The organism is Nocardia wallacei (assembly GCF_014466955.1).
GTDB classification, from domain to species: domain Bacteria; phylum Actinomycetota; class Actinomycetes; order Mycobacteriales; family Mycobacteriaceae; genus Nocardia; species Nocardia wallacei.
The window spans coordinates 6,035,890-6,057,670 of the sequence record NZ_AP023396.1 but is presented as its reverse complement, the minus strand read 5'-3'; the positions used below and the strand labels follow the sequence as shown (position 1 = coordinate 6,057,670).

Here is a 21,781-nt window from a genome sequence, read left to right as displayed (position 1 = left end):
AGGGTGTGTGCAGGTAGTGAGTCCCGACACCGAGGGTGCCGAGGCCGGCGGAGGTAAGGCGCGTGGGCTGTGGCGATTGCGGGAGAATGGGTTTCGGGTACCGGAGTGGGTGGTACTGGAGGCCGGGTTGTTCGATCGGCTCGGCGACGAGTTGGTCACGGCGGCAGCGGAGTTCGCGCAGTCGGCCGAGGTCGAGGAGGCCCTGCGGCGCGGCGCCGCGCTGCGCGAGCGGATCGCCGCGGCGCCACTGCCGCCGGAGGTCACCGACCGGGTAGCGGCCGCCTGCGCGCGGTTCGGCGCGGCGGCGATCGCGGTGCGCTCCTCGGCGGCCGCCGAGGACGGTGCGGCCTATTCCTTTGCCGGGCAGTTCGATTCGTTTCTCAACCGGCGAGGCGTCGAGGCGGTGGCCGCCGCCGTGCGCGACTGCTGGGCCTCGGCGTTCGCCGAGCGGGTGATCCGCTACGCGTTCGCTCACGGCCTGCCGCTGCCGGGCGTTCCGGCGGTGGTGCTGCAACGCCTGGTCGAGGCGCGGACGAGCGGGGTGCTGTTCACCGCGAACCCGATGACCGGCGCACCGGACGAACTGGTCGTCGGCGCGGTCTACGGCCTGGGCGAGGGACTGGTCTCGGGCGCGGTGGACGCGGATTCCCTTGTAGTCGACAAGCTTTCGGGCACGGTCGTGGAATCGGTGCACGGCGAGAAGACCACCGCCGTCCGGCCCGACGGCGAGCACGGCTGCGTCGAGGTCCCGGTGCCGCAGCAGCAGCGCGACGCGCCGGTGCTGTCGGACGCCGAGCTGAGCGAGTTGGTCGAACTGGGCCGCCGGGTGGAGGCGGCGCTGGGCGGGCCGCAGGACATCGAATGGGCTGCCGACGCCGACGGGCTGTGGGTACTGCAGGCCCGCCCGATCACCACCCCGGTGGGGGCCCAGCTCCGTGGCGCGGGGGAGCGGCTCGGCCCCGATGAGCTGCGCATCTGGGACAACTCCAACATCCTCGAGAGCTTCAACGGCATCACCTCGCCGCTGACGTTCACCACCGCCGCCGACATCTACGGCCGGGTCTACCGCGGCTACGCGGAGTCGCTGCGGGTGCCGCCGCGGCAGCTGCGCCAGACCGACGACTGGACCGGCGTGCTGCTCGGCTGCTTCCACGGCCGCGTCTACTACAACCTGCTGCACTGGTACCGGATGGTAGGCATCGCCCCCGGCTACCCGCTCAACCGCCGGGTGCTGGAGGCGGCCCTGGGCGTCGCCGAGCCGCTGTCCGACGACCTCGCGAAGACGTTGCGCCCCTTCACCTTCGGCAATCCGCTCGCCCGATTGTGGTCGCGCACGGTGACCACGGCGGTCTACGTGCGGCGCGTCGTGGGCATCGACGCCATGATGCGGCGGTTCCTGGCCGAGTTCTACCGCGTCTACGACGAATTCGACACGGTCGACGACACCGCGCTGACCGGTGAGCAGGCCTACGCCCGCTACCGACGGCTGGACCGGGAACTGGTCCGGCGCTGGGGCCCGATGATGGTGCTGGACGCGATGCTGCTGACCCTCACCGGCCTGCTCTACGTGCTGACCAAACTGTTGCTGCCCAAGGCGCCGGAGTGGTTCCTGTACGCGGTCGCCGGCCCGGGCGAGGAGGTGGAGTCGGCCGAACCGGCGCGCGCCATGGCGGCGCTGGCGGAGGTCGTGCGCGCCGACCCGGAACTGCGCGCCCTCGTCGAAACGACTGCGCCGGAAGGCGTTCGAGACGAACTGGCGAGCGCGGGGAGGACCGATTTCCTCGCCCGCGTGGACGACTACATCGCGCGCTACGGCTATCGCAGCATCGACGAACTGAAGCTGGAGACGCCGGATCTGCGCGAGGATCCCGCGAGCCTGTTCGTGCTGCTGCGCGCCGCCCTGCCGCAGGAGCAGACGCGTCGCGGCACCGAGGCCGAGACCTACCTGGACGAGCACCTGCACGGCGTGCGCCGGGCGCTGTACGAACGGTTGCGCCGCAAGGTCGGCCGGTGCGCCGCGCACCGCGAGCGGCTGCGGTTCTGCCGCACCCGCGCGTTCGGAATGGTCAAGCGGATGATCCGGGTGATGGGCCGCGATCTGGCCGCGCGCGGCGTCATCGACGACTTCGCCGATGTGTTCCAGCTGACCGTGCAGGAGTTGCGCGGCTGCTACGAGGGGGCGGACACGGACTCGCTGCGGGCCCTGATCGCCGCCCGCACCCAGCAGCGAGCGGCCGATGCCCGGCTCGTCGCGCCCTCGCGATTCGTCACGCGCGGACCGGGTTTCGGCCGCGCGGAGCTGGCGGCGCAGGGCTGGGTGCCGATCGCAGACATGCCCGCCGCGACCGCCGGGGCCGTGCTCACCGGCACGCCGTCGGGCCCCGGGGTGGGGACCGGCCCGGCCGTCGTGGTCGACCAGCCGCGCGACGTATCGGGCGGCGTGCTGGTCACCTACCGCACCGATCCCGGCTGGGTGGCCGCGCTGCCGTCGGCCGCCGCGCTGGTGATCGAGCGCGGCAGCCCTCTGACCCACGTCGCGATCGTGGCGCGCGAGCTGGGCGTGCCGACCGTCGTGCAGCTGCGCGACGCCACCACGATGCTCCGCACCGGCATGTCGATCCGAGTCGACGGCACCGGTGGCACCGTTACCGTACTGGCCGAAGGAGACGGTCCCCATGCAGGCTGACAACGATATCGACGCGGTGCGGGGCTGGCTGGCGAATCCGGCCGCCGACACCGGCATTCATCTGGCCGACGAGGCCGACGGCTGGGAGTTCCGGTCCTATCGGGAACTGGCCGACCTGGCCTGGGCGGTGGCCGCGCGCCTGCGTGCCGCCGGACTGGGCGACGGCGAGGGCGCGTGCGTGATCATGCCGACCGGGTTCCCCTGCGTCGCGACGTTCTACGCGGTGTGGGCGTGCGGCGGCGTGTTCACCCCGATCGCCCCGCCCACCTTCGGTGATCTCGCCCAGTACATTTCGCATGTCGCGGCCATTCTGCGGCAGGCCCGGCCGCGGCTGGTGGTGACTGCGGCGGAGCTGCGGCCGCTGGTGTGCCAGGCCATGGCCGAGGCGGGCCGCACCGACGACCCGGTGCTCGCCGACGATCCGGAACCGGTGTCCGAGCGTGATTTCGGCGCGCCCGCCGAGTGCGCGCTGCTGCAGTTCACCTCAGGTTCCACCGGGACACCGCGCGGGGTCCGGGTGTCGTGGCGGAACCTGGCCAACAACATCGCGATGATCACCCGGCTGGTGGACTGGCGCGACGGCGAGGCGATGGCGTCCTGGCTACCGCTGTATCACGACATGGGCCTGGTGGGCGCGTTCTTCACCACCGTCACCAATCAGGGCGACCTGTATCTGATGCGGCCGGACCAGTTCATCCGCGACCCGATGCGGTGGCTGCGGGCGATGACCCACGCGCAGCACACCCCGTCGCCGTCGTTCGCGCTCGGCTATGTGGCGCACCGGATTTCGCCCGAGGAGGTGGCCGGGCTGGACCTGTCGGGATGGCGGACGCTGGCGGTGGGCTCGGAACCGGTGGAGGTCGCCGATCTGCACGCGTTCGCGGAATTGGCGGGGCCACAGGGCTTTTCGGCTCGGGCCTATACGCTGGCCTACGGCTTGGCCGAGGCGACGCTGATGGTGACCTCCTCCGCCCGCGATCGGCCGATCACGGCGTTGCGGCTGGACGGTGCGAGCCTGCGGTTCGGGCAGCCGGTGCGGCCGGTGGCCGAGGCCGAACTCGGCGACGGCCGCTGGGTGGCGGGGCCGGGCTGGATCACCGGGCTCGGCTTCTCCACGCCGCAGTCGCGGGTGCGGGTGGTCGACGAGGACGGCCGCGAGCTGCCGGACGGCACGCTGGGGGAGATGGTGGTCACCGGTGACTCGGTGGCGCTGGGCTACACCGTGCCCGCCGAGGGCGGCACCCGCATCGACAACGGTCGGCTCCACACCGGCGACGCCGGATTCCGCTATCGCGACGAGGTTTTCGTGCTCGGCCGGATGGGCTCGAGCCTGAAGGTGCGCGGCCGCTCGGTGTTCATGGAGGACATCGAATCCCGCGTCGCCCGCGAAACCGGTATCACCAAGGGCAAACTCGCCGCCGTCGCACTCACCGAGGCCGGCGCCCAGGGTGTCGTCCTGTTCGCCGAGACCGCGCCCGGCCCATGGCTGGAACAGGCCCGCAGTGTGCTGCGGGCCGCGCTCGGCCCGGCCCAGACCGCGCGAATCGTCACCGGCCCGCGCGGCTTCATCCGGCGTACGTCCAGTGGCAAACCGCGGCGGCGGCACATGTGGCAGCTCTTCGGTGCCGGCGGACTCGAGGGTGCCGTCACCCACGAGGCGACCGATGCCGAGCAGGATTCACCCGGCGACGCGCGACCCGAACCCGTGCTGACCGTCCCCGCGGCCCGGCGGCTGCTCGACCGCGCCCTGGACCAGGTGAGCGTGCCGGAGCGGTCGGCGGTGTTGTTCGAGGGTTCGCTGGCGGAGGGCTTCGGCAACGAGGGGTCCGATGTCGACTTCCTGGCCGTCGCGCCCGGCGACGAGGACCTGCCGACGTTGCCCACGGTGCTGTTCCTGGACGGCCGCCGGGTGGAGGTGCGTACCCGCTCGGTGGCCCAGCTGCGCGCGCAGTTGCGCCGGGTGGCGCAGGCCGCGGACCCGGCCACTCTGGACGAGGACGTGCTCAACCGCTGTCAGCGTTTCCTACGCGCCACCGTCCTGCGCGCCGACCCCGGCTGCCCGGAACTCGCCGAACTGCTTGCCCTGCTGCCGAATTCGGAGTTCGCGGGCAAGGTCGGCGAATGGTGGACCGCGCGCGCCCGCCAGGCCCTGCGCTACGCGGTCGCCCTGGCCGCCCTCGGTGAACGGGAGGAGGCCGCGGCCTGGGCTCGCGACGGGCTGTTGCAGGCGGTCAAGGCCTGGGCCACCGCGTACGGCGAGACCTACATCGAAACCAAGTGGCTGCCCGAACAAGTGGACCGCATCCTCACCCGTCCGGTGAGCGGTGCGCCGGGACCACGGGCGGCGGAGCTGATCGGCCGCTACCGCGCGCTGCCGCGATCCGCGACGGTCGCCGAGATCGTCGCGCTGGCCGCCGAATTCGGTGTGACCGGGGTGACCGACGATCCGGATCTGGTGGTACTGGCGCGGATACCCGGGGTCACGACCTGGAGCATCGGCGAGCGAGTGCACGTGCTGCGCGCGGACCGCGAGGTGTTCGCGCTGTCGGAGGCGGGCGGTCGCGCGTGGCGTTCGGTGGTGCTGCGGCGGTCGCTGCGCGAGGTGCTGGGGCGCGCCGACATCGGGCCCGAACTGGCCGAGTTCGTGCGGCTGGGACTGGTCGGACTGCAGTGGCGCGGTGACGGCCCGATCACACCGGCACTGGCGATGTGCAAGCCGCTGCGCCCGTACACCCCCGCGCCGTCCCCGGCGCTGCCGGTGCTGGGACTGTCGGGCGCCGGACGAGCCGACGCGGCGATCGCGACGCTCGCCCCGCTGCCCGCCGAACGCTTCACCGCCTGCGCACTCGACCTGGTGTGGTCGAACGTGGTGCTGGAGAACGCACGGGAGGACCTGGTCGGCGCGATGAAGGCCGGGCAGGGCGCCGTCGCCGACATCGCCGCGCACCGCATGGTGGCGATGGCGGTTCGAATGGTGCTGTGCGCGTACGGGATACATCCACTGCCCGCGGACGTCGCCCCGGTGCCGACGCTGGCCCGGCTGCTGCCGGGCGCGGCCTCCCTGCGCGGGGAACTGCTGCGGTCGGTCGAGGAGGCGAGCCGGGTAAACTTCGCGCGGACGCTCGCGGCCGGTGCCGACTCCCTGGCCGAGCTGGCTCGGCTGGACGATCTCGTGACCCGGGTGCGCGGCCATGTCGGCGGTGACGACTTCCCGGCCTCCTTCGACTCTCGGGAGCAGTGGCGGCGCACCCTGGACATCAGCTACGACTGGCTGCGCGTCGCCGGTTATCTCGACACCGACCTGCCGCTCGACGAGGCCCGCGATCTGCTCACCTCCGGCGGCAGGCAACCGCATCTGCGAGAAGGAGGACCCCGATGACCGGCGTGCACAGTGATGTGGCGCAACGTGTCCGGCAGCTCGTCGCCGCCATGGCCCCCGAACCGGGCGAGACGGAAGACGATCGGCGCCTCGTGGAGGACCTCGGATTCGACTCGCTGCGGCTGATGGAACTGACCGTGGTGCTGGAGCGGGCCTTCGGGCTGCCGCGTTACCGGCCCGAGCAGGTGGCCGGGGTACTGCGGGTCGGCGACGTGATCGCCCTGATCGAGCGGACCCTGTCATGACGGGCCGCTCGGAGGTACTGATCACCGGCGCCACCGGGCTGGTCGGCGCCGAGGTCGCGGCCCGCCTCGCCGCCGCTGGCAATCCGGTCACCGCTGTGCTGCACCGCAATTCGACACTGGTGCGCAACGACGGCGGCGTTGTGGACGGCGTCGGGACGGTGCGCGGTGACGTCCGCGAACCGGGCTTCGGCCTGGACGCGCGGACCGAGGCCGAGCTGGCGGAACGGGTGGGCGTACTCGTGCACTCGGCGGCCACCACGGCCTTCGACGCCACCGCCGCGGAGTACGACGAACTGAACGTGCGTGGCACGGCACACGCCGTCGAGCAGGCCCTGCGCTGGGACGTTCCGCTGGTGCACGTCAGCACGGCCTACGTGTGCGGCCTGCGCGGCGGGACGATCGCCGAGGACGAGCTCGAGGCCGGGCAGCAATTCGGAAACGGCTACGAGGACAGCAAGTTCCGCGCCGAGCTGCTCGTCCGTGGTACCCCGGGGCTGCGCTGGGCGATCGTGCGGCCGGGCATCGTCACCGGCGCGACCGGTACCGGAGTGGTCCGCGACTACAAGAACCTGTACTCGGTGGTGAAGCTGATCGTGGAAGGCAAACTGAGGTCCCTGCCGGGCCGCTACGACGCGACTCTCGCGCCGGCGCCGGTCGATCACGTCGCCGAGGTGATCGCCGCGGTCACCACCGATGTCGAAAACTGGTGTGGCAGCACGTTCCACGCGGTCGGCCGGGACAGCCTGTCACTGCGGGAGGTCTCGGACGTGCTGGCCGAGTACCCGTCGTTCCACGTCGCGACCTTCGTGCCGGAGGCCTCGTTCGACGCCGACGACCTGGAGCCGGTCGAACGGGAGTACTACCTGCGCGTGGGCGCGCTGTACACCAGTTATTTCGCCCGCCGGGTGCGGTTCGGTACGGCGAATGCCGAAGCGCTGCTGGGCCGTCCGGCGCCGGAGAGCGGCAAGGAATACCTGCGGGTGCTGCTGGACCACTGCCTGGAGTCGGGGTACCTCAGCACACCGCTGCCCTCGATCGAGGAGGTCCTCGCGGCCGCCGGAATCGACGGGGGTGAGCGCCGGTGATCCCCGCGCTGCGTGACCTGCTGACCCCGCTCACGCCGCTGCCCGGGAAGGCGGAGTGCTACGCGGGCGACACCTACGTGCAGGAAACCGTGGCACAGCTCGACGCGGCCGGGCTGGACGCCGCGAAGTTCGCGTGTGAGCACTCGATGCTGCTGTTGAAGCCGGACGCGATCGTCGCCCGCGCGGTCCGTCCCACGCTGGACTGGCTGCGCCACAACGACTTCCGGGTGGTGGGCGCACATACCCTGGCGGTGAACCGCCATCTGGTGCGGGCCCTGTGGTACTACGCCTGGAATATCGCCTCCCCCGAGCGGCGTCGCCTCGCCGATCTGCTCGTCGGCATCTCCGATGCCCTCGTGCTGGTGGTCGGCGGACCGGTGGGCGAACTCCCGACACCGGTGCGCCTGACCGCCGCGAAGGGCGCGACCGACCCGCGCAAGCGACGCCCCGGCGAGCTGCGTCACCTGCTCGGCCGCGACAGCTATCTGCTCAATCTGGTGCATTCGCCGGACGACCCGGCCGACGTGCTGCGCGAACTGGCCGTCTATTTCGACGAGCACGCCCGCTCCCGAGTGCTGGCGGAGATCGGCACCGGCGCGGAGTGCTCGGCGCACGCCGCCGACCTGGCCGAGGAGCTCTATTCCCGCACGCCCGCACGCGAATTCACGCGTGCTGCGGCGGTGGAACGCATCCTGGCCGATCTCGGCGGCCCACCCGACGGCTTCGATCCGGAGTCCGACGAAGCCTGTGCCGCGCTGCTGCGCGCGGCCTGGGCGGCGGACCGGGCGATGGATCCGTGGTCGGTGATCGTGCTCGGATCCCAGGTACTTCCCATGCGCACCGGAACCGGACCGCAGACGCTGCGGTCGGTAGGCGCATCCGACTGGTTGGAGGGTCTCCCATGACGACGACGGACACCGCGATGGTGCAGGCCGCGAGCCACCTGCGCACCATCTCCCGGCAGCTGGCGCACCGCTGCGCGGTCTCCGAGGTCTTCGTCACCTCGCTGCACGCGCGGTCGCCGGAGGAGTTCGTGGCGGGCGCGCAGCTGCCGCGCATGCACGCCTACTATGGCGATCACATCGAACCCCTTGTCGCGCAGTATGATCCGCTGCTGGTGATGGAGGCCGCGCGACAGGCCGCGATCGCTATCACGCACGAATTCTTCGCCGTGCCACAGGATATGGCGTTCGTCGTGCGCGAGTTCAACGGCACCGCCGCCGATACCGCCGCGTGGTCGATCGGCTCGGCGCCCGCCGATCTGGTGATGACCGTTGGTATCGCCCGCCGGCACCGGCGGCAGGGGGTGGTCTGCGGGCTGGACATGGTGCTCGATATCGAGTGCGCGGGCACGCCCATGATGACCGTCGACGGGTCGTTCTTCTGGATCACCCCGCGGCAGTGGGCCCGCACGCGTACCGAGTTCCGGGAAAGCCTGGGGCTCGGACCCTTTCACACCGCAACCCGGCACACCGAGCGGGCGGACGCGGCGGCGGTGGGGCGGGAGAACCGGCGCAATGTGGTGGTCGCGCCGGTCCGGCACGCGGGCGGGTCGGCCACGGCCGCGCTCGCCGCGGACACCGCGCACCCGTTCCTGTTCGATCATCCGCTCGACCATGTGCCCGGTAGCCTGCTTATCGAGGCGGCCCGCCAGACCGCTGTGGCCATGCTGCTGCCGCGCACACCCCGGCTGCGGCGGGTCGCGAGCCGGTTCGACCGCTTCGTGGAGCTGGACCGCGGCGCCGAGTGCACGGCCGAACTCGTCGGCTCGGCGCCGGACACCGTTCGATGTGACGTGCTGCAGTGCGGCGCGGCGGCCGCCCACATCGAGCTGGAGTTCGCGGCGTGATCGGTGTAGGCGGTGAAAGGGGTTGGGCACGAGGATGAGTGACAGGGTCGCGGTGCGGGACGGGAATGCCGCGGTCCGGCTCGCCCGGTTCACGCGGGCGCGCTACGAACCGCACTATCTGCTGTACGCGGTGCTGTTCACGCTGGCGCTGGAGGGAACGGCCGCGCTGGTGTCGCATCCGGACGCGTCGTGGCGGCCCGGCGGCGCGACCGTGGTCCGGATCGTCGTGGTGGCGTTCGTGCTGCTGTACCTGCGCATGGTGGACGAGCAGAAGGACCTCGACTACGACCGCGTCCACCATCCGGATCGGCCGCTGGTGACCGGGGCGGTGCGCGCCGCGGACCTGCGGATGGCGATGGCGCTGATCGCTGCGGGTGCGATCGCGGGATCGCTTGCGCTGTCGGTGGGTTCGGCGGTGGCGGTCGCCGCGGCGCTGGCTTACGGGCTGGCGCTGTGGGGGCTGGAGCGTGCGTCGGCGACCGTGCGTGACGCGATCATGGTCAATCTCGCGGTCACCTATCCGGTGCAGCTGTTCATCATCGGCTACCTCGTCGTGTCGGCGATCGACACCGGTCAGGTCGACTCCGGGTGGCCCGCCGCGGCGGTGGCGGTGCTCTTCGCCGGTGCCTTCCTGCAGTTCGAGTTCGCCCGCAAGACGGCTCGCGAGCCGCGCCCGGGGGAGTGGTTCTATTCGAACGCGCTCGGTGCGGCCGGGAGCACGGCCGCCGGGGTGGCGTGTGCGGTGATCGCCGTCGCCTGCGATCTGATTCTCGTGCGGCCCTGGACCTTCGACCTCCCCGGCGCACTGGTCGCATGGATTCCCCCGGCCCTGCTGACTTTCCCTCTAGCAGCCGCGACCCGGTTCGCCACGGCCCCCCGCGACGAACCGTACCCCCTGATCCCGGCCGTGCTGTTCGTACTCACCCTGTACGCGACCCTGATCGCGCAGGCACTCGTACTGCCCTGAGCCGAGGCAATAGTCACCGCAGGGCTACCGCTGTCCTGAGCTGGTGCGGTAGTCACCGCAGGGCTACCGTTCGTGTAGTCCTGCACAGGTGCGGTGGTCACGGCAGGCATACCGCTCGTGTTGCCTTGTACGGGTGCGGTGGTCACGGCAGGGCTATGGCTCGTGTTGCCTTGTACGGGTGCGGTGGTCACCGTAGGGCTATGGCTTGCGTTGCCCTGTGCCGGTGCGATGGTCACCGGAGGGCCATCGGAAGGGCAGTGGGAGGGCCGGGGGAAACGCGCATGCTTGACAGTGCACCCGGCGCCGCAGGAGATGTCCCCTTCGCAGATTGCGGCGCGCCGGATCCGGTGCGGTCCGCCCTTGCCGCACCGGGCTCGCGGTCCGGCGTTTCGCGTGTGGCGCCGGGTGCGCCCGTTCGCCGCTTGGAGGTACACCGAGATGTTCGTACCGCAACCGGACGGTGTGGACCGACCGTCCGCCGGGCCCGTGGTCTCCGGTCGAGGCGTGCGCCGCTCGCGCGCCGCCCGGTGGCGCACGGACGGACCCGCCCCCATCCTGCCGGACTGGCACGAACTGCTTGCCGCCTTCCTCGGCCACATCGGTGACCAGCCCGGCGACCACCCGGTGACCCGCTGGGCGCAGGCCCTCGCCGCCCTGCACCACCAGCGCCGCGGCGACCCGCTGCGCTCGGCCGAAATCGACGGCCGCCGTGGCGAACTCATCGCGCGCATCGACCGCTGGGCGGCCGAGCACACGGTGTCCCGGCCGCGCACCCGGTCGCTGGGCGCGGCCGTCGACGCCATGGCCGCGGCCCAGGTCCGCGCCGCCCACCTATTGCGCAGCATCGATGATGTCGGCGACGAGCGGGTCTACGCCGCCTGGTTCCTGCTGGCGACGCTGGCCGACGACTGGACCGGCCTGGTGCAGCGGACGGCCGTGCCGCGCCGGCCGCGGCCCGATCGCAGCGTGGCCGGGGAGAGCGGCTGACTGGTCGTCAGCGCCGCCGCCGTCGGCGGGTGCGCGCGGGAGCGGTCGGGGCCTGCTGCACGGCCAGGTCCAGCATCGCCGTTCCGGCGTCGCGGATGAGGGTGTCGAGATCGTCCAGCACGGTCACCACCGCGGCGCGGGCGGCGCGCAATTGCTCCGGGGTACTGAACTCCTGTTCGAAAACCGCGCGGACCGTATGCAATTGCAGTCCGATGTCGAACAGGTGCCGGACCAGGCGGTCGTTGGATTCCGGAATGGTCTGCGGCGCTTGCGGCAACGCGACTTCGGTGCCGAATGCGACGTGGGCCGGCTCGGCGTGGTCGGCGACCGGGGGCAGGAGACGGCCGATGGCATCGGATTCGTCGGATGCGGTGACCGGGGGCAGGAGAGGGCCGAGGGTATCGGTTTCGTCGGATGCGGTGACTGGGGGCAGGAGAGGGCCGAGGGTATCGGTTTCGTCGGATGCGGTGACTGGGGGCAGGGGATGGCCGAGGGTATCGGTTTCGTCGGATGCGGTGACTGGGGGCAGGGGATGGCCGAGGGCGCCGGATTGGTGGGGTGCGGTGACCGCGTGAGCGGACCGAGCTGCGGAATGCGCGACAGCGGGCATGGCAACCTTCTGCGATAGGAAAGAGGTCCCCAGCCGCGCTACTGGACTCGGGAATGACTTCTGCCAGAAGTGTAACCGCCTCGGATACCGGCCGAGGCCGCTGTGCCGTCGAACAATCGTGGCCGTCAGATATCTCGCCGTGCCGATCGAGACCGGCTGGGACGGTTGAAATGCGGCGGCGTCGGATCGGCCCCGGTGACGCCGCGGATGACGGCGGCCGCGACGGTCACGAGCTTCACATTGCCGCGCTGGGACGCGGCACGCAGCACCTCGAACGCGCCGTCGCGGTCGCAATGGCGTTGTGCCATGGTGATTCCCAGGGCCTGGTCGATGATCGAGCGCGACGCCAGCGCCGCCTGCAACTGCGCGGTCAGCTCGGTCTGGCGCGCCGTGCTGATCGCCGACCTCAGCAGCACGGCGGTGTGCTGGGCGGTGAGCGAAATGGCCTGGAGGGCAGGCTGTTCGAACGCGCCCCGATGCGTCGAGTACAGATCGAGCGTGCCCACCGCCGCGCCGCCGGCCAGCAGCGGCTGCGAATGTACCGAAATGATGCCCTGTTCCAGCATACGGGCGGGGTAGCGGCCCCAGCGCTTCTCGGCCGCCATATCGGTGACGGCCACCGGCTCGGCGGTGTTCAGCGCCTCCAGGCAGGGGCCGAGACCCTGGCCGCGTTGCAGTTCGTCGATCACGGTGGCGTGCGGACCGGTCGAGGCCACCGTCACCGCTGCGTCGTTGCGGCGCAGCGTGATCGCCACCATCGGGTGATTCGGCAACATCTTCGCGGTGATATCGGCGACGTCGCGCAGCGAGGTCTCGACATCGGGGGTGGACAGCACCAGCGCGGTCAGTTCCGCCAGCCCGAACGCGAATTCGTCGGGGTGGTACGGTGCCGCGGCCATCAGCCTTTCTAGCACCTCGCAGTTTGACCGGGTGCGATTACGGGAACGTCGTTAGGACCCCGATGCACGCGGTTCACGACGAGTGGGACATATAGCGAATGACCAGCGGAGCCGAGGATCACCCACGGCAGCGGCGGCCGTCGAGCCCACTCACCTCCCCTCTGCACGATGGCGAGCATCGGCGGATAATCGACGGTATGGGCGCTCCCGCGCAGCAGGTACCGCGCGATTTGACCAACGCCGAGGCACTGCGGCTGCTCGCGAGTGTGCGGTTCGGACGCATCGTGTTCGCCCGCTACGCGCTGCCGACCATCCGCCCGGTCAACCACATCGTCGACGACGACGCGATCGTCGTCCACGCCAACCGCGGGGCCGCGATGAGCCCGGAGCGGCAGGTGGTGGCCTACGAGGCCGACACCATCGACGAGCGCACGCGGCGCGGCTGGTGCGTCATCATCACCGGCACCGCCGAGCCGGTTACCGATCCGGACGAGATCGAGCGCTATCGGACCCTGCTGCGGCCCTGGTTACCCGGTCCCCGCGACCATATCGTGCGCATCGAGCCCGACATCATCACCGGCGTCGAATTCGTCGACCCGGAGGATCAGTCGCCGCCCTGAGGGGCGGCGGATGCGGTTCGCGGGCGCAGGGTCACCGGCAGCCGGCTGGGCGCGACGACGAAGTCGCGATTGGACGGGCGCACCCGGTAACCGGGATCGGGAATCGGATCCCAGCGCGTCAGCAGCGCCGCCGTCTGCAGTGTGATGGTCAGGATCGCGAAGTTGCTTCCGGGACAGTGCCGGGGGCCGACGGAGAAGGGCAGCACGGCCGCGCGGTCGATCGACTCGACCCGGCCCGGCGCCCAGCGCTCGGGATCGAAGGTCTCCGGCTCCGGGAACCAGCGCGGGTCGTGATGAATCATGTACGGGCTGAAGGCCACCACCGCGCCGGGCGGCAGCGTGATGTCACCGAGGCGGACCTCGCTCGCGGCGGTCTCCGTGCTGACCCACGGCGCCCACACGCGCAGTGTCTCCTGCAGCACCAGCCGCAGATACGGCAGGGCCGCGGCGTGTTCCGGGCGGACCGGCCCGGCGCCGACGACGGAGTCCAGTTCGGCGCGCACCCGCTCGGCCACGTCGGGATTCCGCATGAGTTCGTGCCACAGCCAGCCGAGCATCGAGGCGGTGGAGCCGACGCCGGCGGCCAGCATCAGCAGCAGCTCGTCGACGATCTGCTCGTCGGACAACCGGACCCCGGTCTCCGGATCGACGTGCCGCACCAGCGCCGACAGCACATCGTGGAAATCGTGGTCGCGGCGGCGGTATTCGGTGACGACCGCGCCGATCTCGGTACGCAGCCGGGCCGCCCGGGTCCGGAAACGGTGATCGGCGATCAGCCGCATCCGGCGCACGGGAGCGGGCAGGGCGGCGCGCTGGATCACCTGACCCAGCAGCCACGGGATGTGTTCGCGGATCTGCTGTTTCGCGTCGGCGCCGAAATCGGCGGTGAACAGGGTGGCCGAGACCGTGTCCAGGACCAGGGCGTGCGCCTCGTCCATCAGGTTCACCGGTCCGGGACGGCGGGTGCTCGCCCAGCGTTCGGCGATATCCGTTGCCACCTCGGCGTATTCGAGCAGGCGGCGCTGCCGCAGGGCCGGGGCCACCAGCCGGCGGCGCAGTTCGTGCGGCTTGCCGCTGAGCACGTTGGAGGCGGCGTGGATGATGTCGCCCACCGCCTCGCGCAGGTCCTCGCGGTGGAATTCACCCGCCGCGCCGAAGGCGACTTCGCGGATCAGCTCCGGCGTGGTGAGCACATAGGCCGGGCGGGGGCCCAGCCGGACGCGCACCACCGGACCGAGCGGCGTGAGCGAGGCGACGAAACCCAGCGCGTCCCGCAGGACGTGCAGGCTGTGGCCGAGCAGGGGGAGCGCGCCGGGCGCGGTCGGAATACCGGAAGAAGGCTCTGGCACAGCGTCTTTCGCCGCCTCGCCGGTGGCCGCCGTCACGGCCGCTTCGCGGTAGACGGCCAGAACGCGGTCGGTCTGCCGGGACTGGCGAACGGAATCGGCCCGGGCGGAGAGTTTTTCGCGCATGGCGCGCAGTGTCGAGCGGTCGGCGGCCAGCTCGCGCAGCGTCTCGGCGATCGCGGCGGGCGAGGCGTCGCGGGTGCACACGCCCCCGCCGTCGGGCAGCGACTCCGCCAGATCGCGATCGCAGTACACCACCGGAAGCCCGACCGCGACCGCCTCCAGCAGCGCCATGCCCTGGGTGTCGAAACCGCTCGACGGGAACAGCAGCACGTCGTGCTCGCGCATGGCCGCCAGGCAGTCGGCCTGAGACACCGCGCCCCGCAATCGAATCCGGTCCGCCGCCGTCCCGGCGGCGGCCCGCACGCGGTCCTCGTCGTCACCGTCGCCATAGATGTCGAGAGTGCAGCCCGGCACGCGGGCGACGGCCTCGGCGGCCGCCACGGCGCGCTTCTCCGCCGACAGCCGCCCGCACCAAAGCACCCGCAACGGCGTCGTGTCCCCGGTGTCGGCCGCCGGTCCGAGCGAATCGAGCAGATCGTCGTCGACGCCGTTGGACACCACGTGAATCGGGCGCTCGAGGCCGTGGGCGCGCAATCGGGCGGCGAAGTGCTCGGTCGGGACCACCACCGCGTCGGCAGCGCGGGCGTGCCCGACGACGGTGCTCCAGGCGTGCCGGGCGGCGCGCGACTCGTCGTTGCGCGGGATCGGCGCGGGATCGCGCAGGAACAACCCGTGCAGGGCCCGCATGGCCACCGCACTGAGATACGGTGCGGGCGAGGTGTGTTCGATGAAGGCGTCGTCGCGGCTGTGTACCGACTGCACGAGCGGCAAGCCGTGGCGGCGGGCGGCCCGCACGCCCAGGATGCCCGCGCCGTAGGTGGTGTGGACGTGGACCACATCGACCGGCTCGTGCGCGGCGAATTCCGCATCGATGAACCGATTGTTGGTCTTGGTCGGTATGACCATCGGGTAACCGTTCACGCGTACGCCCGCCAGGCCGGCCAGCGTTCGGACATCCGGATCGGAGGTCGCCGGTCCGGGACTGGTGAACAGCGTGACACGATGCCCGAGCCGTCGCAGGGCGCGGCATTGTGAATTCACCGAAGTCTGGATGCCGCCGACGGTGCCGGGGTGAAAATCGGTGAACATCGCGATGTGCACGCCCTCACCCTACGGGTGGCGCGGACGGTGCGGGCGAACGTTCGATCGGGAAGGAGACGGAATGAAGGTGGCGATCCCGTTGACGGGCACACGCGGTGACGTGCAACCGGCTGTCGCGCTGGGGCTGGAGCTGCGGCGCCGGGGCCACGACGTCCGGCTGGGCGCACCGCCGAATCTGATCGACTTCGCCACCCGCGCCGGGCTCCCGGCGCAGAGCTGCGGCCCCGACGTGCAGCAGCTGTACTCCTCGCCGGAAGGCCAGCGGGCCCTGGCCGCGGGCAGCAGCTTCCGGCTCATGCAGCTGGTCGGCAAGCAGATGGCCGACTACGCCGACCGGATGAACCGGGAGGTGATCGACGTGTGCGCCGGCGCCGACATCATCGTGTCCACGCTGCTCACCGAGGACCGGGCGCACGCGGTGGCCGAGGCGGCGCAGGTGCCGATGGTGTCGCTGCACGGATTCCCCTCGCGCGCCAACGCGGCCTACCCGTTCCCCGGCGCGCTGCCGCCGCGGTGGCGTCCCCCGGCCGCGATCAATCGCGCGACCTGGGCGGTGGCGGAGAATCTGCGCCGCGTCGTGTTCATGCGCTACCTGAACCGGCTGCGCGGGGAGCTGGGCCTGCCGCGCACCACCGCGAGCACCGCCGCCGAGCTCGAACGCGACAACGTGCCCGAGGTGCAGATCTACGACGCCGCGCTGGTGCCCGGCCTGCCCGAGCAGTGGGGTCCGCGGCGGCCGTTCGTCGGATTCCTGCCGTTGGAGCGGACGACGCGCGAGGCGGTCGGCGAACTGGCCGACGACCACACCGACCTGATGTCCTGGCTGCGGCAGGACGCGCCGCCGGTGTACTTCGGCTTCGGCAGCATGCCGATTCGCGACACCCACGCGGTGCTGGCGATGGTGACCGAGGTGTGCGCCGAACTCGGACTGCGCGGACTGGTCAGCGCCGGGTGGAGCGATCTCGACGCCGCGAACGCCGAAACCGGGCCGCAGATCCGGGTGGTGGGCCCGCTCGCCCACGACCTGGTGTTCCCGCTGTGTGCCGCCGCCGTGCACCACGGCGGCATCGGCACCACCTTCGAGTCACTGCGCGCCGGGCTGCCGACCATGGTGTGCTCGGTGTCGTTCGACCAGCCGATGTGGGGCGCGCAGGTGGAACGTCTCGGAGTCGGCGCGCACGTGAGTTTCCGGCGGCTGGATCGCGAACGGCTCGCCGCGGGTGTCCGCCGCATCCTGCGCCCGGAATTCGCCGCCCGCGCGAAAGACCTTGCGGCGCGGTTGCAATCCAACGACGACGCCACCGCGCGCACGGCCGACATCGTCGAGGCCGCGGGCCGATGAACCCGAGCGCACGAGGACAGCGGGGCGGGGTGATTCGGTGGTGCCGGTGGGTCCGGCCGGTCGGTGGGGTGCGGTGGTGACGGTGGGCCGGCTGGTCGGTGGGGTGCGGTGGAATCGGGGGGCGGCGTATGGCGGTGATCGCGGCGGCCGGGGCGGACTCGTGGGTGATGGTGCGGCGCTGTCTGCGGCGTACGCTGCGGGACCGGGATACGTTGCTCATCTCGATGTTGCTGCCGATTCTCATCATGCTGCTGTTCGTGTATGTGTTCGGCGGCGCGATACAGGTCGACATGCCGTACGTGGCGTATGCCGTGCCGGGAATCATCTTGTTGTGCACCGGGTTCGGGGCGTCCATCACGGCGACGGCGGTGGCGCGCGACGTCCAGGGCGGGGCGATCGAGCGCTTCCGGACGCTGCCCGCGTTCCGGCAGGCGCTGCTGGCCGGGCATGTGGGCGAAGGGGTGCTGCGCAATTCGGGGGTGATCGCCATCGTGCTCGTCGCGGCGGTCGCGCTCGGCTTCCGCCCGCACGCGGGGCCGCTCGCATGGGCTGCAGTGCTCGGTGTGATCCTGCTGTTCGTGCACGCCGTCGCCTGGATCGCGATCGCGCTCGGCCTGCTGGCCCGCAATCCCGAAGCGGCGGGCGGATTCACCTACGCGATCATGTTCATCCCGTACGTGAGCAGCGCGTTCGTCCCGACCGCCACCATGCCGTCCTGGTTGCGGGGTGTCGCCGACCATCAGCCCGCCACCCCTGTCGTCGCCACCCTCCGCGGCCTGCTCGCCGGGACCGCGGTGGGGACGAGCCCGGTGGCGGCGGTGGTGTGGTGCCTGGCGCTGGCCGCCGCCGGATTCCTCGGTGCCGCAGTACTTTTCGAGCGACGGTGAACCGCCGGACTCGGACGGTCCGCAGCTGTTCGCGCTGTATCTCGGCATGGTCGACACCGATTTCGAGGTCGTGGCCTCCCCGGGGCTCGTGGCGGCCGTTCGCGCTCTGATCGAGCGGTACGAACGCGCGCTGGGGGCAACTGGTCTGACCACTTGACCTCTTACCAATCCGCATCTACTGTCGGCGCATGGCCTTGCAGCGAATCGATCGGCGGACAGTTCCCGACACGGTGTTCGACCAGCTCGTCGACGAGGTACTGGACGGTGAGCTGCCGCCGGGGGCCACCCTGCCCGCCGAACGGCAGCTGGCGGAGGTGCTCGGTGTGTCGCGGCCGACCGTGCGGGAGGCGCTGCAGCGGCTGGCGCACACCGGTCTGGTCGAGGTGCGTCAGGGCGGCGCGACCACGATCCGCGACTTCCGGCGTTTCGCGGGGGTCGACATGCTGCCGCGGCTCATCTTTCGGCAAGGGGAACTCGACCAGGCGGTGATCCGCAGCATCCTGGAGGCGCGGCTGGCGATGGGGTGCGAGGTCGCCGCGCTGGCGGCCGACCGTGCCGGTGCCACTCTCGCCTCCGTGCTGGGGGAGTCGCTGGAAAAGCTCGCGGCCGAGCAGGACCCGGTCCGGCAACAGGTGGTGGCTCTCGAATTCTGGGACCACGTGGTGGACGGTGCCGATTCGATCGTGTTCCGGCTGCTGTTCAACAACCTGCGCGCGGTCTATGAGCCCGCTCTGTCGGCGCTGGCGCTGGTGATGGCGGCCGAGGTGGGCCGGATCGATCGCTATCGCGTGCTGGCCGAGGCGATCGGGGCCGGTGATCGCACCGCGGCCCGAGCGGCCGCGCACGCGCTGCTGTCGTTGGCCGCAACGGAATTCGACGCGATGCTGCGTCGGCTCGAGGAGGAACCGCAATGAGAGTCATCGATCGGATACACGCGCGTCGCGGCCGGATGGCCGCCGAGCAGAGTCGCGGGCGACGCCAGGTGACGCTGGGGGGCGCGTTTCGCGTATTCGCGCGTCGGCCGTCGCCGTGGATCATTGCCGGAATGCTGGTCGTGGCGCTGGCCGCGCGGGTGGTGGTCGGCGACTGGCAGCTCACCGATGCCGTGGTGCCGGTGGCGATGGCGGCCGTGTTCCCCTTCGCGGAGTGGGTGATCCACGTGTGCGTGCTGCACTGGCGGCCGCGCCGGTTGGGCCCGCTCACGATCGACAGTCTGCTGGCCCGCAAACATCGGGAGCATCATGCCGATCCGCGTGACGTGCCGCTCGTTTTCATCCCGTGGCAGACGTTCCTGTGGCTGCTTCCGGTACTGATTCTCATTGCGACACTTGCTTTTCCGCGCCTCGGTCTCGGACTGACCTTCCTCATGGTCCTCGGTTTGCTCGGGCTGAACTACGAGTGGACGCACTATCTGATCCACACCGACTACCAACCCCGCACCCGGCTGTTCCAGGCGGTGCGGCGCAATCACCGGCTGCACCACTTCAAGAACGAGCACTACTGGTTCACGGTCACCACCTCCGGCACCGCCGATCGAGTCCTGGGCACGCACCCCGATCCGGGAGCGATTCCCGCATCTCCGACGGTCAAGGCGCTGCACGCCTCCGGCGCGGTGTGACGCGAACGAGTGCCCGGGCTCAGTACCCGGCGACCACGTCGATGCGAGCGATCAGGTCGTGGCCGGTGACGAAGCGGGCGACGTTGTCGCGGACGCGCTCGGCGAACGCGGCATTGCGCAGGTGGGGCGGGTTCGAATCGTGCGGCGTGACAATCGCGTTCGGCAGTTCCCACAGCGGGTGCCCGTCCGGGAGCGGCTCCGGGTCGGTCACGTCGAGCCCCGCACCGCCGATCGTGCCGTCCCGCAGCGCCTGCACGAGAGCGTCGGTGTCGACCAGACTGCCGCGGGCGACGTTGATCACCCACGAGGTCGGCCGCAATCGGGCCAGTTCGGCCTTGCCGACGAGATGGCGGGTCTGCGGGGTGGCGGGTGCGGCGACGACCACATGGTCGGCGCGCGGCCACACCTCCGGAAGGCGGTGCGCCGCAACCGTCTCCACCACCCCGGGCATGGAAACCGGGGTGCCGGAACGATTCACGGCGATCACTCGCGCACCGAACGGATGCAGCAGCGTGACGAGTTCCCGCCCGATGCCGCCCGCGCCGACGATCGCCACCGTGGCGCCGCGCAACGTCCCGACATGCGGAAAGAATTCGGTCTGCCGCCACTCGCGGGCACGCAGATGCTCGGGCAGGTAACGCACCCCGGCCAGCAACAGCAGCAACGCGTGCTCGGCCACGCTCCGCGCGAAAGCCCCCGCCGCCGAGGTGAACACCACGTCCGGGTGCCGCCGGAACACATCGGCGTCGAACCACTCCTCGACCCCGGCGGAGAACAACTGCACCCACTCGATCCCCGCGGGCAACTCGCGCGGGAATCCCGCCGGACCGCCGTCCCACACCAGCGCTCTGGCCTGCGCCAGCGGCGCCACCACGGCTCCGCCCGCGCCGATCGCCTGCTCCAGCAGGCCGCTCGCCGCCGGACCGAGAGCGATCGGAACACCAGCCTCGGACATGCGCACCTCTCCTCCGCACACGATGGACGCGCCATGGCACCGGGCGCACCCGCCCGAGCGCGACCGTACCCGGCGGAGGGCGGAGGTGATCGGCGGGCCCGGGTCAGGACTCGGGCGGATCGTCGAGGTCGACCTCGACCTTGTTCCGATCGGCCCATTCCAGGAGCTGGTCGATATCGAAGACCGCGTTGTCGATGCCGGCGTGCAGGTCACCGAGTTTCGCGTAACGGTCGGGGACGGTGGCAATGGTGAAGTCGCGCGGGTCGAGATCGGGGATCTCGTCCCAGTGAACGGGGGTAGAGACGGTGGCCTCGGGAACACCCCGCACCGAGTAGGCGGCGGCGATGGTGTGGTCGCGAGCGTTCTGGTTGTAGTCGACGAACAGCATTTCCGGGTCGCGGTCGCGGCGCCACCAGGTGGTGGTCACGTCCTCGGGGGCGCGCCGCTCGACCTCGCGGGCGAATGCGAGCGCGGCTCGGCGGACGTCCTGGAAGCCGTGGTCCGGCGCGATCCGCACGTAGACGTGTAAACCCTTGCCGCCGGATGTCTTCGGCCAGCCGACCGCGCCCAGTTCACCGAGCACCTCGCGCACGACACCGGCCACCCGTTGCACCCGCGAGAACGGGCAGTCCGGCATGGGGTCCAGATCGATGCGCCACTCGTCGGGCTTCTCGGTGTCGAAGCGCCGCGAGTTCCACGGATGGAACTCCACGGTCGACATCTGCACGGCCCAGATCACATCGGCGAGTTCGCTCACGCACAGTTCGTCGGCGGTCCGGCCGTAGCGTGGGAAATGGACCCGCACGGTCGGAATCCAATCCGGCGCACCCGCGGGCAGCCGCTTCTGGTGCACCTTCCCACCCGGCAGCCCCTTCGGGAACCGGTGCAACATGCACGGCCGGTCCCGCAGCGCGTTGACGATCCCGTCACCGACGCTCAGGTAGTACTGCACCAGATCGAGCTTGGTCGCTCCGGACTCGGGGAAGTACACCCGATCCGGATTCGACACTCGCACCGTGCGCTCCCCGACGGTCAGCTCGACCGCCGGCGAGCCAGACTTGCCGACCATCGGTCCGACGATA

General features: G+C 71.1%; 19 protein-coding genes. 14 read left to right on the top strand and 5 right to left on the bottom strand.

Annotation, left to right across the window (positions count from 1 at the left end):
- Positions 1-7 precede the first annotated feature (7 nt).
- From NWFMUON74_RS26850 to NWFMUON74_RS26815, 8 genes are all read left to right on the top strand, one after another.
- On the top strand, positions 8-2,686 hold the full coding sequence (locus NWFMUON74_RS26850) for a phosphoenolpyruvate synthase (protein WP_232110613.1): 2,679 nt from the start codon (positions 8-10) through the stop codon (positions 2,684-2,686).
- Complete coding sequence (locus tag NWFMUON74_RS26845) at positions 2,676-6,065, top strand: AMP-binding protein (RefSeq protein WP_187684550.1); 3,390 nt, start codon at positions 2,676-2,678, stop codon at positions 6,063-6,065. Before NWFMUON74_RS26850 ends, NWFMUON74_RS26845 begins: the two co-directional genes overlap by 11 nt.
- Positions 6,062-6,310 carry an acyl carrier protein gene (locus NWFMUON74_RS26840; protein WP_187684549.1) on the top strand — a complete coding sequence of 83 codons (249 nt, stop codon included), beginning with the start codon at positions 6,062-6,064 and terminating at the stop codon, positions 6,308-6,310. Before NWFMUON74_RS26845 ends, NWFMUON74_RS26840 begins: the two co-directional genes overlap by 4 nt.
- Positions 6,307-7,395: an SDR family oxidoreductase gene (locus tag NWFMUON74_RS26835; RefSeq protein ID WP_187684548.1), complete on the top strand. Its 1,089-nt coding sequence runs from the start codon at positions 6,307-6,309 to the stop codon at positions 7,393-7,395. The genes NWFMUON74_RS26840 and NWFMUON74_RS26835 overlap by 4 nt, the downstream gene beginning before the upstream one ends.
- Positions 7,392-8,300 (top strand): nucleoside-diphosphate kinase, encoded by a 909-nt coding sequence (locus NWFMUON74_RS26830; protein WP_187684547.1) that lies wholly within the window; start codon positions 7,392-7,394, stop codon positions 8,298-8,300. The genes NWFMUON74_RS26835 and NWFMUON74_RS26830 overlap by 4 nt, the downstream gene beginning before the upstream one ends.
- Positions 8,297-9,244, top strand: a complete 948-nt coding sequence (locus tag NWFMUON74_RS26825) for a ScbA/BarX family gamma-butyrolactone biosynthesis protein (protein WP_187684546.1) — start codon at positions 8,297-8,299, stop codon at positions 9,242-9,244. Before NWFMUON74_RS26830 ends, NWFMUON74_RS26825 begins: the two co-directional genes overlap by 4 nt.
- 34 nt (positions 9,245-9,278) lie before the next feature.
- Entirely contained in the window at positions 9,279-10,211 is a 933-nt protein-coding gene (locus tag NWFMUON74_RS26820; RefSeq protein ID WP_187684545.1) for a hypothetical protein, read from the top strand.
- A gap of 438 nt (positions 10,212-10,649) precedes the next feature.
- Positions 10,650-11,198, top strand: coding sequence for a DUF4254 domain-containing protein (locus NWFMUON74_RS26815; RefSeq protein ID WP_232110612.1), 549 nt, complete (start codon positions 10,650-10,652; stop codon positions 11,196-11,198).
- Between the two features lie 7 nt (positions 11,199-11,205).
- Here the strand turns inward: NWFMUON74_RS26815 and NWFMUON74_RS26810 are convergent, their stop codons facing one another.
- Both NWFMUON74_RS26810 and NWFMUON74_RS26805 read right to left on the bottom strand, forming a co-directional pair.
- Complete coding sequence (locus NWFMUON74_RS26810; RefSeq protein WP_187684544.1) at positions 11,206-11,808, bottom strand: hypothetical protein; 603 nt, start codon at positions 11,806-11,808, stop codon at positions 11,206-11,208.
- Positions 11,809-11,933: 125 nt separating this feature from the next.
- The gene (locus NWFMUON74_RS26805; protein ID WP_187684543.1) at positions 11,934-12,707 is read right to left on the bottom strand and encodes a GAF and ANTAR domain-containing protein; all 774 of its coding nucleotides are present in this window, start codon (positions 12,705-12,707) and stop codon (positions 11,934-11,936) included.
- Positions 12,708-12,904: 197 nt separating this feature from the next.
- Here NWFMUON74_RS26805 and NWFMUON74_RS26800 point away from each other — a divergent pair, with 197 nt between their 5' ends.
- Positions 12,905-13,327 (top strand): pyridoxamine 5'-phosphate oxidase family protein, encoded by a 423-nt coding sequence (locus tag NWFMUON74_RS26800; protein WP_187684542.1) that lies wholly within the window; start codon positions 12,905-12,907, stop codon positions 13,325-13,327.
- Here NWFMUON74_RS26800 and NWFMUON74_RS26795 read toward each other — a convergent pair.
- On the bottom strand, positions 13,312-15,897 hold the full coding sequence (locus NWFMUON74_RS26795; protein ID WP_187684541.1) for a cytochrome P450: 2,586 nt from the start codon (positions 15,895-15,897) through the stop codon (positions 13,312-13,314). The genes NWFMUON74_RS26800 and NWFMUON74_RS26795 overlap by 16 nt on opposite strands.
- A gap of 61 nt (positions 15,898-15,958) precedes the next feature.
- Between NWFMUON74_RS26795 and NWFMUON74_RS26790 the strand changes: the two genes are divergently transcribed.
- The 5 genes from NWFMUON74_RS26790 to NWFMUON74_RS26770 all read left to right on the top strand — a co-directional run bounded on the left by NWFMUON74_RS26790 (position 15,959) and on the right by NWFMUON74_RS26770 (position 19,744).
- Positions 15,959-17,239, top strand: coding sequence for a glycosyltransferase (locus NWFMUON74_RS26790; protein ID WP_187684540.1), 1,281 nt, complete (start codon positions 15,959-15,961; stop codon positions 17,237-17,239).
- 128 nt (positions 17,240-17,367) lie between these two features.
- Complete coding sequence (locus tag NWFMUON74_RS26785; RefSeq protein ID WP_187684539.1) at positions 17,368-18,126, top strand: ABC transporter permease; 759 nt, start codon at positions 17,368-17,370, stop codon at positions 18,124-18,126.
- Complete coding sequence (locus NWFMUON74_RS26780; protein WP_187684538.1) at positions 18,098-18,283, top strand: hypothetical protein; 186 nt, start codon at positions 18,098-18,100, stop codon at positions 18,281-18,283. The genes NWFMUON74_RS26785 and NWFMUON74_RS26780 overlap by 29 nt, the downstream gene beginning before the upstream one ends.
- A 31-nt stretch (positions 18,284-18,314) precedes the next feature.
- Positions 18,315-19,040 (top strand): FadR/GntR family transcriptional regulator, encoded by a 726-nt coding sequence (locus NWFMUON74_RS26775; RefSeq protein WP_187684537.1) that lies wholly within the window; start codon positions 18,315-18,317, stop codon positions 19,038-19,040.
- A gap of 35 nt (positions 19,041-19,075) precedes the next feature.
- Positions 19,076-19,744, top strand: a complete 669-nt coding sequence (locus tag NWFMUON74_RS26770) for a sterol desaturase family protein (protein ID WP_187689439.1) — start codon at positions 19,076-19,078, stop codon at positions 19,742-19,744.
- 19 nt (positions 19,745-19,763) lie between these two features.
- On the opposite strand, the gene NWFMUON74_RS26765 is transcribed toward NWFMUON74_RS26770, so the two are convergent.
- Together NWFMUON74_RS26765 and ligD are read right to left on the bottom strand one after the other, a co-directional pair.
- Positions 19,764-20,699, bottom strand: a complete 936-nt coding sequence (locus NWFMUON74_RS26765) for a D-isomer specific 2-hydroxyacid dehydrogenase family protein (protein ID WP_187684536.1) — start codon at positions 20,697-20,699, stop codon at positions 19,764-19,766.
- A 103-nt stretch (positions 20,700-20,802) separates the two neighbouring features.
- Positions 20,803-21,768: a non-homologous end-joining DNA ligase gene (ligD, locus tag NWFMUON74_RS26760; RefSeq protein WP_187684535.1), complete on the bottom strand. Its 966-nt coding sequence runs from the start codon at positions 21,766-21,768 to the stop codon at positions 20,803-20,805.
- Positions 21,769-21,781: the final 13 nt, after the last annotated feature.

Coding starts and splice junctions, on each gene's coding strand:
- NWFMUON74_RS26790 (WP_187684540.1), top strand. CDS start 15,959: ATGAAGGTGGCGATCCCGTTGACGGGCACACGCGGTGACGTGCAACCG.
- NWFMUON74_RS26785 (WP_187684539.1), top strand. CDS start 17,368: ATGGCGGTGATCGCGGCGGCCGGGGCGGACTCGTGGGTGATGGTGCGG.
- NWFMUON74_RS26840 (WP_187684549.1), top strand. CDS start 6,062: ATGACCGGCGTGCACAGTGATGTGGCGCAACGTGTCCGGCAGCTCGTC.
- NWFMUON74_RS26800 (WP_187684542.1), top strand. CDS start 12,905: ATGGGCGCTCCCGCGCAGCAGGTACCGCGCGATTTGACCAACGCCGAG.
- NWFMUON74_RS26835 (WP_187684548.1), top strand. CDS start 6,307: ATGACGGGCCGCTCGGAGGTACTGATCACCGGCGCCACCGGGCTGGTC.
- NWFMUON74_RS26815 (WP_232110612.1), top strand. CDS start 10,650: ATGTTCGTACCGCAACCGGACGGTGTGGACCGACCGTCCGCCGGGCCC.
- NWFMUON74_RS26805 (WP_187684543.1), bottom strand. CDS start 12,707: ATGGCCGCGGCACCGTACCACCCCGACGAATTCGCGTTCGGGCTGGCG.
- ligD (WP_187684535.1), bottom strand. CDS start 21,768: ATGGTCGGCAAGTCTGGCTCGCCGGCGGTCGAGCTGACCGTCGGGGAG.
- NWFMUON74_RS26820 (WP_187684545.1), top strand. CDS start 9,279: ATGAGTGACAGGGTCGCGGTGCGGGACGGGAATGCCGCGGTCCGGCTC.
- NWFMUON74_RS26775 (WP_187684537.1), top strand. CDS start 18,315: ATGGCCTTGCAGCGAATCGATCGGCGGACAGTTCCCGACACGGTGTTC.
- NWFMUON74_RS26825 (WP_187684546.1), top strand. CDS start 8,297: ATGACGACGACGGACACCGCGATGGTGCAGGCCGCGAGCCACCTGCGC.
- NWFMUON74_RS26810 (WP_187684544.1), bottom strand. CDS start 11,808: ATGCCCGCTGTCGCGCATTCCGCAGCTCGGTCCGCTCACGCGGTCACC.
- NWFMUON74_RS26845 (WP_187684550.1), top strand. CDS start 2,676: ATGCAGGCTGACAACGATATCGACGCGGTGCGGGGCTGGCTGGCGAAT.
- NWFMUON74_RS26765 (WP_187684536.1), bottom strand. CDS start 20,699: ATGTCCGAGGCTGGTGTTCCGATCGCTCTCGGTCCGGCGGCGAGCGGC.
- NWFMUON74_RS26770 (WP_187689439.1), top strand. CDS start 19,076: ATGGCCGCCGAGCAGAGTCGCGGGCGACGCCAGGTGACGCTGGGGGGC.